The sequence below is a fragment of the Sphingomonas sp. STIS6.2 genome (genome assembly GCF_000732685.2).
GTDB classification, from domain to species: domain Bacteria; phylum Pseudomonadota; class Alphaproteobacteria; order Sphingomonadales; family Sphingomonadaceae; genus Sphingomonas; species Sphingomonas aerolata.
This window is the reverse complement of sequence record NZ_JPDP02000022.1, coordinates 147,238-160,749: the sequence shown is the minus strand read 5'-3', so window position 1 is coordinate 160,749 and position 13,512 is coordinate 147,238. Positions and strand designations below refer to the sequence as shown.

Here is a 13,512-nt window from a genome sequence, read left to right as displayed (position 1 = left end):
ATCCTCTTAAACCCTCAACCCCGTGCGCGGCGTAGCGCGCAGCAAACTCCACAAGACGACCGCCGCGAGCAGATCGAGCGCCGCCAACGCGGCGAACAGCGGGTCATATCCCCACGCATCCGCGCTCTGCCCGATCAGCAGCGTGAACAGCATCCCGCCGACCCAGGCCGACGTCCCCGCCATTCCGGTCGCGGTGCCGACCGTCCGGCTGTCGAACATGTCCGAACACAGCGTCACCAGCGCGCCGCTCAGCATCTGGTGCGCGAAGCCGCCGATGCAGAACAGGATGATCGCGACGCCCGGCGAGTGCGCAAGACCGATGCACGCCGGCCCGATCATGCACATCGCGCCGATCGTCATCGTGATCTTGCGCGACGCGACCAGCGGCACGCCGCGCTTCATCAGCCAGCTCGGCAACACGCCCGCGGCCAGGCTGCCGAAATCGGCGGCGAGGAACGGCATCCACGCCCATAAGGCGATACTCTTCAGATCGAGCTTCCATACCGACACGAGATAGAGCGGGATGAAGAAGTTGAACGTCTGCCACGCCGGTTCGGCCAGGAATTTCGGGACCGCGATCCCCCAGAAGCTGCGGCTGCGCAACAGGTCGCCGCGCGTCGCGGGCTTGGCGGTGACGTCCTCGCCGCGGGTCTCGATGATCGCGGCGCGCTCGTCCTCGCTCAGCGCGGGATGGTCGGCGGGGCTGCGATAGCCCCAATACCACAGGAACGCCCAGACGAGGCTAAGCCCGCCGGTGACGATGAACGCCGCCTGCCAGTTCCAGGCGAGGATACAGAAGGCGACGAGCGGCGGCGCGATCATGTTGCCGACGCTGGTGCCCATCTGGAACACGCTGGTCGCCAGCGACCGCTCACGCGGGGGGAACCATTCGGACACCGTCTTGGCGCCCGCGGGGATCGCCGCCGCCTCGCTCGCGCCGAGCAGCGCGCGGAACAGCGCGAGGCTCGGCCAGCCGGTCGCCAGCGCATGCGCCATGTTGGCGAGCGCCCAGCCGACCGCGAACAGGAAGAAGCCGAGCCGCGTGCCGAGCAGGTCGAGCACACTGCCGGCGACGGTCTGCATCACCGTGTAGCTGGCCTGGAACGCCAGCACGACCCAGCTGTAATCCTCGGTCGACATGCCGAATTCGGTCTTCAGCTGCGGTGCGGCCACCGACAGGGTCGAGCGCGCGAGATAGTTGAGGATCGTCCCCAGCGTCACCAGCGCGATGAGCCGCCAGCGCAGCGGCACGCTGCGCCAGCCGCGCCGCGGGGTGCCCGGCGCGCTCATCGCGTGATCTCGATACCGGACACGATCGCGTCGCCCTTGATCGGCACGAATTTCAGGTCGAGCATCCCGTCGGTGACGCCCAAGACGATCCGCCGCGTGACGCGCGTGAGCGGCGCGCCCGCGACCGCGGCGATGTCCAGCGCGGCGATCGCGCGCTTGCCGTTGGCGACGACGTCGAACTGTCGGGCGCCCGCCGCGAGCGCGGGTTCGACGAAGCTCAGCTCGACCGTGTAGCGCCCGTTGGCTAGCGGTACGCGGTAGCCGAACCGGCCTTCGCGGTAGGTTTCCGCGACGGCACCTTCGGGTGTCCCCGCGACAACCTTCTTCTCGGGGCGCGGACCATAGCCCGAATAGGCGTTGATATCGCCGAAACTGCCGCCGTCGAAGAACGCGTCCGAGCCATAACGCTTGCCCGCGATTTCCGGTGCGACCAGCGCGCCGCTGTCGATCCGGACTGACCGCGCAGCCTCCGGCGCCACCCGCCATTCGATCGCGTCGTCGACCGCGCCGGTCGGGAAGACGCCGCGCGCGACGACGCGGTTCGCCCCCGCCGCCAGCGCGACGTTCGACCAGGCGCAGACCATCTGCGGACAGGCGCTCAGCGTGCCGACAACGCGGTCGTTGACGAGCAGGTCGGTCCGCGGCGCGTTGCTGTACACGCGGACGTCGGCGGCCGGATAGGCGCGGTCGACATAGCGCCGCCCGGCGACGTGCACCGTCGGCGTCGCGGTCCAGTTCGCCTTGTAGAAATAATAGGCGTCCTTGCGGATCTTCCGGTCGTAGGTGACCAGCCCCTTGGTATTGATGTCGATCGCATCGCCCTCGCGCCGGACGGTCGTCGCGAAGTCGAACGAATTCCACAGCCATGTCCCCCAGAGATAGGGTTTGGCGGACAGCGTCGCCCAGGCGGTTTCGTGGATGTAGCTCTCATATTCCTCGGGCTGGTTGCGGCCGCGCTGGTCGACCTTGCCGCCGAGCGGGTTGTCGGTGTGGATCGTCGTCGCGCCGCCCGCGCCATATTCGGTCACCGACACGGGCTGGTTCGGGCGCAGCGCGCGGAGCGAGTCGAGATGCTTGCCGAGATCGCCGGGCTGTCCGTAATACCAGCCGAAATAGCGGTTGGCCCCGCCGAGATCGGCGGCCTCCGCGGTGATCGGAATGTCCGCGGAGCCGAGCAGCCGGCCTTCGCAACAGGTTGCCAGCGCGGTCGCGCGAGACGGATCCTCGCTTTTAGCCAGCGCGTTCAGTTCGCGCAGCAGCGGCAGCGGATCGGGCGCAGGCGTATCCTTGCTGGTGGTGATGAACGCCGGCAGCGACTTGCCGAAATCGACCTCGTTCGCGATCCCCCAGTTGAACACCGACGCGTGGTTGCCGTTCTGCCGGATCAGCTCGCGCAGCTGCTGGCGCGCATCGTCGCGCAGCCCGGCGCTCGCGACCGCATCGTCGCCCCAGGTCCAGCGCGACACGAGCGGGATCTCGTCCCACAGCACCATGCCGTACCGGTCGGCGAGGTCGTGGATCATCTGGCCGTGCTGGTAATGGGTGAGCCGGATGCTGTTCACGCCCATTTCGCACATGATCGCGAAATCCTGCTCGATATCCGCAGGCGCGGTCGCCCAGCCCTTGCCCTCGCGATCCTGGTGATAGCCGACGCCCTGGAGCCGCAGCGGCTTGCCGTTGAGCATGAAGCCGCGGGCCGGGTCGGCGCGCATCTCGCGGATGCCGAACGCCTGCTCGACCCGGTCGAGCACCGCGCCGGACGGCGTCGCGATCTCGACCACCAGACGGTGCAGATACGGATCGGCGACGCCGTTCCACAGGTGCGGCGTCGCGACCGACAGCGTCTCCACGCTTTCGGACGCGCTGTCGACACGCAGGGGGATGCGGCGGGTCGCGGTCGCGACCGTCTTGCCGCCCGCGTCGATCAGCCTGACCACCGCGTTGACCGCCTGGGTCTTCGTGCCGTCGTTCCGGATCCGCACGCGGACGTCGACCTTCGCCATCGCCGCGTCGATCGACCTCGTCGTCGCGAAGATCCCGCTGCCGCCGGCATCAAGCATGTCGACATGGACCGCGTTCGTGACGATCAGGCTGACCGGCCGATACAGCCCGCCATGCACGAAGAAATCGCCCGCGAGCGGCAGGATGTCGGCGGTCGAGGACCCTTGCGCCGGTTGCGTATTGTCGACCTTGACCAGCAGCGTGTTCGCCTGCCCGGCGCGGAGCGCGCGCGTGGCATCGAGCCGGAAGCGTGAAAACCCGCCCTTGTGCCCGCCGATCCGCTGGCCGTTGAGCCAGACCTCGGCGGTGCGGCTCGCCGCATCGAACTGGAGCCACGCGCGCTGACCTGCGTCCATCGCCGGCGGCGTGAACGTCATGCGGTACCAGCCGACGCCCTGATATTTGTCGACCGATTCGGCATTGTTCAGATGGGTCTGGGGGTCGGGCATGTAATAGCCGACGCGGTTCCAGGTGTGCGGTACGCTGACCCGCTCCCAGGTTCCGGCGGCCTGCGCGGCCTGCGCCGGATCGACGTCGCCGCCGCGCTGGAACTCCCAGCCCTGCGCCAGGGGGACGACCGATCGCTCGCTCTGTGCGGGAGCGGGCGCGGCCATGACGGCGATGACGGCCGCCGCGACATATCTGGTCTGCATAACCCTCTCCCTGATCTTTTTTTGGCAGCTTAATTCCTGACAATTGGCCTGACCAGTTAATTTTTGGGTTTGGCTTGGATTTTGGACGGTTTTTGGAAGAGCGAGTCACGTGGTGCCACGTCTCTGACGCCCCCGGCCCTCCGCGTGTCAGGACAATAAGGCTGTCGCGGCTTGGCATGTGATCGGGTTTGCCGCTGTCCGGTAAGGCAGGTCGCGCGTCCAGCATCAGCCCGCGCGCGGGCCTCTTTTTTGATTCAAATCAAGAACAGAGATCAACGTTAAGAGAAAGGTAACGGAATCGGGGTATATTTTAGTTGTATTCGAAGGACTAAGCCACCGCGGCCGTTCGTTTTATACAACGATCGACCTTCTTTTCATCAAGACCTTCGCCACCGACATTGCCGCATTCAGCGGCTCTTCCGACGCCTTGCTACTACGACTCCCGCTGCTGCGGATGGGAGGTTCGTAGCGTCCATCCGCGGTGACTTTCGAGGTATATCCAATGACGTCGATCCTTCGGGCAGCCGCGTGTGCGGCGGTGAGTATGGCTGCGCTCGTGGCAGGCGGCGGGGCCGCGCAGGCACAGGTACCGGTCGGCGCCGGTGGCCAGCTGCAGCAGATCCCGCCCGTGCCGCTGACCGATACGCCCGATCCCGAGCTCGGCCTGACTCGCAAGACGCCGGTCGCGATCCCGGCCGCGGGCGGACCCTCGGCGCGCGTGGATGCGATCCGCGTCACCGGCGCGACGCTGTTCCCCGAAGCGACGCTGGTCGCCGCGACGGGGTTCGCGCCCGGTGCGACGCTCGATCTCGCGGGTCTGAAGACGCTCGCGGCGCGGATCACCGACTATTATACCAGCCGCGGCTATTTCGTCGCGCAGGCCTATCTGCCCGCGCAGGACGTGCAGAGCGGGACGGTGACGATCGCGGTCGTCGAGGGTCGCCTCGGCGCGGTCGGGCTGCGCAACGAATCCCGCCTCGCGGACAGCGTCGCGAACGGCATGCTCGACGGGCTCGAGGTCGGTGATGCGGTCGCGGTCGCGCCGATCGAACGCCGGCTGCTGATGCTGTCCGACCTGCCCGGCGTGCGCGTGCGTTCGACGCTGAGCCCCGGCACCGCGGTCGGCACGTCGGACCTGCTGGTCGACATCACCCCGGGCCGCAGCATCACGGGCAGCGTCGAGGCCGACAATGCGGGCAATCGCTATACCGGCGCTTACCGCGTCGGCGGGTCGGTCAACTGGAACAACCCGACCGGCTCGGGCGACGTGCTCGGCTTTCGCGCGCTGACGTCCTTCTCGGGGCTTGCTTATGGCCGCGCCTCCTATCAGGCGCCGATCGGCAAGGTGACGCTTGGCGTCGCCTATGCGCATCTCGACTATGAACTCGGCAAGGAATTCGACAGCCTCGACGGCAGCGGCAATGCCGAGATCGCCAGCGTCTATGCCAGCTACCCTCTGATCCGGTCGCGCGACAGCAACCTGTACGTGACGGTGGCGGGCGATGCGAAATGGTTCGACGACCGGTTCGGGATCGTCGACACGGTCACCTATCGCCGCGCGCAGGTCGTCACCGGCGGCCTCAGCGGTGACTCGCACGACACGCTGCTTGGCGGCGGCTGGAACGCCTATTCGCTGAGCGTCTCGGTCGGCACGCTCGACATTCGCGGTGCCTATGAGCGGTCGGTCGACGCACTGACCGCGCGCACCGATGGGCGCTACGGCAAGATGCAGTTCAGCCTGGCGCGGCTGCAGACGATCAGCGGGCCGGTCTCAGTGTTCGGCTCGGTCCGCGGGCAGGTCGCGTTCAACAATCTCGACATCTCCGAGAAGATGGAACTGGGCGGCGCCTACGCGGTGCGCGCCTATCCCGAGGGCGAGGCCTATGGCGACCAGGGCTATGTCGCGACCGCCGAGGCGCGGCTCGCGCTGCCGCGGGTCATCCCGGGCGCGCTGCAGCTGTTCGCCTTCGTCGATGTCGGCGAGGTCGATTATGTGAAGCGGCGCTATTTCGACGGATCGAACCATGCGGTCCGCAGCGCCTATGGCGCGGGCGCGACCTGGACTGCGCCGTACGACATCGTGCTGCGCGCCACCTATGCGCGCAAGCTGGGCAGCGCCGATGCGACCGCCGCCCCCGACCGGTCCGGCCGCGCCTGGTTCCAGATCGCCAAGAGCTTCTGACGCCCGCGCGCGCCCCAGCGACCAGCACCGACATTTCGCGGCCATCCGCCGCAACCCGAGGATACCGCCCATGACCCCGATCCCCGCATCGATCCGCCATCGCCCTACTGCCCCCTCCACCGCCCCGACGCGTCAGCGCCGCGGCGGGCTGTTCGGCACGACCGGACTCGCGCGGTTCGCGTGGCTGATCGGCATCAGCCTTGCCGGCACGGTCGCCGCGCGCCCCGCCACGGCGCAGACGCTGCCGACCGGGGGCGAGGTGGCCGCGGGCCAGGCGAGCATCGCGACGCGCGGGCCGGCGATGACGGTCACCCAGACCAGCGATCGCGCGGTGCTGAACTGGCAGTCCTTCTCGATCGGCAAGGACGCGAGCGTGACCTTCGACCAGCCGGGCACGAGCTCGGTCGCGCTCAACCGCGTGGTCGGGTCGGATCCATCGTCGATCCTCGGCAGCCTCTCGTCCAACGGCAAGGTCTTCCTGGTCAACGGCAACGGCATCGTGTTCGGCAAGACCGCCAGCGTGAACGTCGGCGGGCTGGTCGCATCGACGCTGAACATCAGCGATGCGGATTTCATGGCCGGCCAGTCGCGCTTTGCCGGGACCAGCACCGCGGGCGTCCAGAATGACGGCACGATCACTGCCAAGGGCGGCTATGTCGCGCTGCTCGGCGCCCAGGTCGGCAACAGCGGCGTGATCCGCGCCAATTTCGGCACGGTCGTGCTGGCGGCAGGCGAGGCGATCACGCTCGACGTCGCGGGCGACGGGCTGCTCAACGTCGCGGTCGACAAGGGCGCGGTGGGCGCGCTGGTCCGCAATGGCGGGCTGATCCGCGCGGATGGCGGCAAGGTCGTGATGACCGCGCAGGGCGCAGGCGACCTGCTCCACACCGCGGTCAACAACAGCGGCATCATCGAGGCGCGGACGCTGCAGAACCGCAGCGGCACCATCCTGCTGCTCGGCGACATGCAGACCGGCACCACCAATCTCAGCGGCACGCTCGATGCGAGCGCACCGGTCGGCGGCAATGGCGGCTTCATCGAAACGTCGGCGGCGACCGTCAACATCGCCGATGGGGCCAAGGTCTCGACGCTGGCGCGGACCGGCACGACCGGCACCTGGCTGATCGATCCGCAGGATTATGTGATCGGCGCAGGCGGCAACATCTCCGGCTCGACGCTGTCGGCGCAGCTCGTGACGACCAGCATCACGATCAGCACGCTGCCCGCGGCGGGCGACACGACGACGGGCAATGGCGACATCTTCGTCAACGACGCGGTCGCGTGGACCGCGTCGGGCGTGCCGACGACGCTGACGTTGAACGCGTTTCGCGACGTGGTCATCAACGCGCCGATCAGCGCGACCAACGGCAACATCGTCGCCTGCTGCGGCCGCGACGTGAACGTCAACGCCGACCTGACGACGGTCAATGGCAGCATCCTGCTCAACGCCGGGCGCAACGTGAACGTCTATCATGCGATCACGACGACCGACGGCAACATCGCGCTGTGCGCGGGGCATGACGTGATGATCGACGCCGCCGTCACGCTGACGCGCGGCACGACGATCCCGGCGCAGAGCCTGGGCCTGCCGGTCGGGCTGACGCTGATCGCAGGCGCGGACGGCACCGGGCCGGGCGTCAATGGCGGCACGATCGTGTTTTCCGCGCTGTCGCCGCCGACGACGGTGACCGCGGCGCCGGTGTCGATCAACTACAATCCTATTTCGTATACCACGCCGACCGACTTCTCGAGCGAGTTCGTGCTGACCGAGGGTGCGGCGATCGCGCAGCGGATGCTGGTCTTCCCGTCCGCGCAGAAGGTCGCGGACGGCACCAATGCGGCGGTGCTGAGCGGCTTCAACGCCTCGGACACGTCGGGTCTGCCGAGCGGCGTCGCCCTGGTCGCGGGGACGGACGCAACGGCGACGTTCGACAGCGCGGACGCCGGGGCGGGCATCGGCGTGAGCTATAGCGGCTATACGCTGACCGGCGCGAATGCGGACCAATATGCGCTGGCGGGATCCTGCTGCACCGCGGGCTTCCGGACCACCGGGACGATCACCGCAGCACCGGCGCCCGCGCCGGCGCCTGCACCGGCCCCAGCCCCTGCCCCGGCACCGTCGCCGGCCCCGTCGCCTTCGCCGGCCCCGTCGCCTGTGCCTTCACCGTCGCCAGCACCGGCCCCGTCGCCGGCCCCAGCGCCCGCACCGTCGCCATCGCCTGCGCCTGCGCCGGCGCCGTCGCCTGCCCCCTCGCCAGCGCCTTCGCCAGCCCCGTCGCCAGCACCCGCACCCGCGCCGTCGCCAGCACCCTCGCCTTCGCCAACGCCGATATTGACGCCGACGCCGACACCGACGCCGACGCCGGTGATCGTCACCGTCCTGCCGACCGCGACGCGGCCGTTCCTCGAGGTGCCACCGGCCCAGGTCCGGCGGCCGAACGTGCCGGTCGGGACGGTGGTCGATGGCGGCGTGAGCGTGCCGCCGGAGGGTCCGGGACCGTTCCCGATCCCCCCGGCCCCCGTGACGCCGGTCCCCGTGACGCCGCCGACGCAATCGTCGCTGGGGGAGCTGACGCAACCCGTGCCACGCACCCCCGTCGTCCCGGTCTATCCGCGCAAGCAGGCGCGCCACTGATATGGCAGGCTTCGGGTCGCGAGCAGCGCGGCACGGCGTGCTGGTCGCGGTCGCCCTGGCGGCTGGGGTCGCGTCCGCCGCCGGCGCGCGGCCGGTCGCGGCCAGCACACCGGCGACGGCGCGCTTCGGGACTGCCGCGGTCTCCAGCGATGCCCGCGACACGGTCGACTGGGTCATGCGGTCGCGCGACAACCAGGCGTTGCCGTTCGTCGTGATCGACAAGGTGAACGCGGTGGTCTTCGCGTTCGATGGCGCGGGGGTGCTGCGCGATACGGCACCCGCGCTGCTCGGGCTCGCCCGCGGCGACGACAGCGTGCCGGGGATCGGCCAGCGCAAGCTCGCGACCATCACGCCGGCCGAGCGGACCACGCCCGCCGGACGGTTCCAGGCGTCGATCGGCGCCGATTTCGAGCAGGATATCCTGTGGATCGACTATGCCGCTGCGCTGTCGCTCCACCGCGTCATCGCCGGCCGCCGGGTCGACGACCGCGCCGGACGATTGGCCTCGGCGACGCCGCAGGACAACCGGATCTCCTATGGCTGCGTCAACGTGCCCGCGCGATTCTATGACGGGGTGATCAAGCCGCTGTTCACGGGCACGGTCGGGATCGTCTATATCCTCCCCGAGACCCGGCCCTTACGCAGCGTGTTTGCAATGACGGCCTCAGCGCCGGACGCCGTGCCTCACTGACCCCAGGGGCGCTCGCGATACCATTTGGTCAGCACGTACTTGACCCCCTGCTCGACCGGCATGCCCTGATGCACCGACCCCGGATTGGGCGCGCCATAGTCGTCCATATTGTTCCAGATCACCAGATTGCCCGCCTTGGGGGCGATGATCACGTCCGCCGCCGGGAAATTGGTCCGCCCCCCCGCCTCCGGTTCGTTAAGGAAGGTCATCGCCGACCAGGTCCGCTGTCCGCCGACCGCGACCTGATCCTGCCAGTAGAGCTGGCCGGTATCGAAGAAGTCGTGATGCGGCTTGAACTCCTGCCCGACCGCATAACGCTGGCCCTGCAGCGCCTCGCCGAAGCGCGGTTCCAGCCCGGTCAGCGCGTCAAGCCGCGTCTCGACCGCGGTGACCGCGTCGGGCCCCGCATAGAGGTAACAGGTCTCGCTGGTCCGGTAGGCGGGACGCGGATCGTCGGCGACGACCGGCGACGGCACGCGATCGGCATCGATCAGTGCGATCAGCGTCGCGCACACGTCGAGCGGCAGGAAATCGCGGACGATGTACAGTTCGATCCCGGGTGCCGGGATCCGGACGGCGCCGGGATAGCACAGGATCTGCTCGCGGACCTGTGCCGCGGACTCCGCGCGCGCGAGCGCTTCGACCGGGCCGTCGCGTCGGTCGGTGGCGGAAGAGGGCGATGCGGCGGACGGAACGGCGACCATGGGCACTCCAGACTGTCGGGCGCGTCGGTGGCGGACCGGCGGTCCGGCCCCGTGGCCAGACCATCACATAGATCAAGCCGTACAGGCGCAAAAGCCGTTTCACCGCCGAATTCGGCCGCAATGCTCGATACTTGTCCGCGCGGAAAGCAAAATCCGGGTGCGACTTAATCGCGTGACGATCGTTGAGCCGCCATTCCCAAAGGAGACGAATGATGAGCAACGACACCGACGTGTCCGTCCTGAACGGCCTGATCAAGACGACCCTCGACAGCATGAAGGGCTATGAGGACGCGGCCAAGGACGCCGAGAGCACGCAGTATGCGACGATGTTCGCCGACTTCGCACGCGATCGTGCCCAGGTTGCGACGAACCTGCAGGCGCAGGTCCGCGCACTCGGCAGCGAGCCCGAGATGGATTCGAGCATGCTCGCCGCAGCGCATCGCACCTTCATGGACCTGAAGCAGGCGCTGACCGGCAAGGACGACAAGGCGATCATCCTCGAGGTCGAGCGTGGCGAGGACCACATCAAGGCCAAGTATGAGGACGCGATGAAGGACGGCCAGCTGTCGCCCGCGTCGCTCGACGCGGTCACCAAGGGCTATGCCTCGGTCCGTGAAGGCCATGACAAGATGAGCGCGCTCAAGCACAGCCTCACCTGATCCGAAGGGGCGACCGGTCTCGGCCGGTCGCCCTTTTTCCTGCGCGCTATCCTGCCGCCTTGCGCAGGATCCGCGACAGGTCCTCGACCGAATAGGGTTTGTGCAGCAGCTCGAACCCGTCGGTACCATCCTGCGCCAGCACGTTGCTGTAGCCCGACGTCAGCACCACCGGCAGTCCGGGATGCGACGCCCGGATCGCCTTGGCCAGATCGATGCCGTTCATGCCCGGCATCACGACATCCGAAAACACGATGTCGAAGCGCGACGCGTCCTCGCCCAGCACCGCCAGCGCCTCCTGCGCATCCGCCGCCCAGACCGTCACATAGCCGAGCTCGGCAAGCGACTGGGTCGTGAACGTGCCGACGTCCTTGTTGTCCTCGACGACAAGCACGCAGGTGCCATGGCCGTCCGCCAGCCCCTCCGGGACCGCCCCCGGCAGGTTCGCGGTGCGCTCCTCCGCGCGCGGCAGATAGAGCGTGAAGACCGTGCCGCAGCCGACTTCGCTCTCGACAATGATGTCGCCATCGGACTGTTTGGCAAAACCGAACACCTGGCTGAGCCCGAGGCCGGTGCCCTGCCCGACCCCCTTTGTCGTGAAGAACGGCTCGAAGATCCGCTCGAGCTTCTCGGGCGGGATGCCCGACCCGGTGTCGCGCATCGAGATCGCGACGAACTGCCCCTCGACCGCCGGATGCGAGCGCACCGCGGGGATCATCGTGGCGGTCCGCAGCGCGATGTCGATCCGTCCGGCGCCGTCCATCGCATCGCGGGCATTGACCGCCATGTTGACCAGGGCGGTGTCGAGCTGGCTCGGGTCGACATTGGTGAAGCAGGGCGTGTCGGGCACGTCGATCGCGATCGTGATGCGCGATCCGGTCAGCGTGCCGAGCATGTCGGCGATGCTGCCGAGACTCTGGCCGACATCGATCACCTCGGGCTGGAGCGCCTGCCGCCGCGCAAAGGCGAGCAACTGCCCGGTCAGCTTGGCGGCGCGATCGGCGGTGTCCGAGATCGCGTCGATATAACGCTCGCGCCGTTCGGGCGGGAGGTCGGGGCGTTTGAGCAGGTCGGTCGCCGACCGGATCACGGTGAGCAGGTTGTTGAAGTCGTGCGCGACACCACCGGTCAGCTGGCCCACCGCCTCCATCTTCTGCGACTGGCGCAGCGCATCCTCGGCGGTCTGCAACTCGCTCGTCCGCGCGATCACTTGCTGCTCGAGCGATGCGGCGAGCGCGGCGAGCGCCTGTTCGGTGCGACGGCGCTCGGTAGCGATGCGGGTCCGATCCGCGACCTCGCGCGCGAACGCGACCTCGTCCGCGCGCCAGTGCCGCGCCCAGCCGCTGGCGAGATACAGCATCGCCACGATCCGGCCATTTTCGGTGATCGGCATGTTGATGATCGCACGGGCCTGCACCGCCTCGAGCGCAGCACTCGTCGCGTAGGTCCGCGGGTCGGCACGCGCATCGGTCACGCAGACCTCCTCGCCGCGCTTGAGGTCGTCGATATAGGTGCCGAAGTCGCGCAGCCTGAACGTTCCCGAAAGCTGGTCGACCCCCGGCGCGGTCCAGTCGCTGTGCACCGTCACGGTCTCGGCGTCCGGATCGATCTCGCCATAGCCGGTCCGGCTGAGGTCGATCGTCCGGCCGATGATCTGGACGGCCTGGTAGGAGATGTCGTCGGGGCAGTCGGTGTCGCGGAACATGTCGCCAAGCTCGACCAGCGCCGCGCGCATCATCTCGCCGCGGCGCTGGTCGGTGATGTCGGTCGACACGCCGGCGATGCGCAGCGCCTCGCCCGTGGCGGAATAAAAGGGCTGTCCGCGCGATCCGATCCACCGCAATTCGCCGTCCTGGCGGTAGATGCGGTAGACGACCTCGTAATCGGTCCCCTCCTCGACGCAGCGCCGGACCTCGGCGACGCTCAGCGCGCGATCGTCGGGATGGATCGCGGCCAGCCGGTCGTCATAGGAAAACGGCGCGTCCGTAGGCCGGCCGAAGATCTCCTTGCAGGTATCCGATGCGGTCAGCCGCTTCGTCGCGATCTCGAGGCTCCAGGTCCCGAACCGCGCCGCCTTGAGCGTGAAGGCGAGCTCGCGCTCATGCTCCTGCTGCTGCCGCAACCGGTCGGTCAGTTCCGCCATCAGCGAGGCGTTGCTGCTCTCGAGTCCCTTAAGCCGCTCACGCTCGAGCGTCACGTCGACCTGGCTGGCGAAGAAATAGGCGAGCACGCCGTGCGTGTCGAAGACCGGCGCCATCAGCAGCCGGTTCCAGAACGTCTCACCGTCCCTGCGGTGGTTCTGGATCTCGATCTCGATCGATTCGACCCGGCGGACCGCGTCGCGGATCCGGTCGATCGTCGCGAGATCGGTTTCCGGCCCCTGGAGGAACCGGCAGTTGCGCCCGAGTATGTCCTCGCGCGGATAGCCGGTGAGCCGGCAGAACGCGTCGTTGGTGAACACGATCGGATTGTCGGGCAGGCGCGGATCGGTGATGATCATCGGCATCCGCGTCGCCCGCACCGCCGCGACGAACGGGTCGGTGCCAAGGTCCTGCCCGATCAGCTCGGCGGCGATTCGCTCGGCGTCGGCCGTCAACGGACGAGCGCCGGGGTCGGCGCGGTCGGGTGTATCGTTCAAGACCGTCTACTCGCCCTTTGCACTAAGTCGCTGATATCTAGGCTACGCGCAAAGACACCGCA

The 13,512-nt window shown here is 68.3% G+C and carries 8 protein-coding genes; 4 read left to right on the top strand and 4 right to left on the bottom strand.

Annotation, left to right across the window (positions count from 1 at the left end; translation table 11 throughout):
- Positions 1 to 6: 6 nt before the first annotated feature.
- Positions 7 to 1,290: an MFS transporter gene (locus tag sphst_RS03630; RefSeq protein WP_107045161.1), complete on the bottom strand. Its 1,284-nt coding sequence runs from the start codon at positions 1,288 to 1,290 to the stop codon at positions 7 to 9.
- Positions 1,287 to 3,944: a glycoside hydrolase family 2 TIM barrel-domain containing protein gene (locus tag sphst_RS03625; RefSeq protein ID WP_107045160.1), complete on the bottom strand. Its 2,658-nt coding sequence runs from the start codon at positions 3,942 to 3,944 to the stop codon at positions 1,287 to 1,289. Before sphst_RS03625 ends, sphst_RS03630 begins: the two co-directional genes overlap by 4 nt.
- Before the next feature lie 544 nt (positions 3,945 to 4,488).
- On the opposite strand from sphst_RS03625, the gene sphst_RS03620 reads away from it, so the two are divergent.
- The 3 genes from sphst_RS03620 (at position 4,489) to sphst_RS03610 (ending at position 9,452) form a co-directional block, all read left to right on the top strand.
- Positions 4,489 to 6,126, top strand: coding sequence for a ShlB/FhaC/HecB family hemolysin secretion/activation protein (locus sphst_RS03620; RefSeq protein ID WP_234387287.1), 1,638 nt, complete (start codon positions 4,489 to 4,491; stop codon positions 6,124 to 6,126).
- Between the two features lie 70 nt (positions 6,127 to 6,196).
- Complete coding sequence (locus sphst_RS03615; protein ID WP_107045158.1) at positions 6,197 to 8,761, top strand: two-partner secretion domain-containing protein; 2,565 nt, start codon at positions 6,197 to 6,199, stop codon at positions 8,759 to 8,761.
- Position 8,762: 1 nt separating this feature from the next.
- Positions 8,763 to 9,452 carry a hypothetical protein gene (locus sphst_RS03610; protein ID WP_056405587.1) on the top strand — a complete coding sequence of 230 codons (690 nt, stop codon included), beginning with the start codon at positions 8,763 to 8,765 and terminating at the stop codon, positions 9,450 to 9,452.
- Here sphst_RS03610 and sphst_RS03605 read toward each other — a convergent pair.
- Positions 9,446 to 10,156 (bottom strand): prolyl hydroxylase family protein, encoded by a 711-nt coding sequence (locus sphst_RS03605; RefSeq protein WP_043156602.1) that lies wholly within the window; start codon positions 10,154 to 10,156, stop codon positions 9,446 to 9,448. The two genes, sphst_RS03610 and sphst_RS03605, sit on opposite strands and share 7 nt — an antisense overlap.
- Positions 10,157 to 10,368: 212 nt before the next feature.
- Between sphst_RS03605 and sphst_RS03600 the strand changes: the two genes are divergently transcribed.
- Positions 10,369 to 10,815, top strand: a complete 447-nt coding sequence (locus sphst_RS03600) for a PA2169 family four-helix-bundle protein (protein ID WP_234387285.1) — start codon at positions 10,369 to 10,371, stop codon at positions 10,813 to 10,815.
- 46 nt (positions 10,816 to 10,861) lie between these two features.
- On the opposite strand, the gene sphst_RS03595 is transcribed toward sphst_RS03600, so the two are convergent.
- Positions 10,862 to 13,450 (bottom strand): PAS domain-containing protein, encoded by a 2,589-nt coding sequence (locus sphst_RS03595; RefSeq protein WP_031393552.1) that lies wholly within the window; start codon positions 13,448 to 13,450, stop codon positions 10,862 to 10,864.
- Positions 13,451 to 13,512 lie beyond the last annotated feature (62 nt).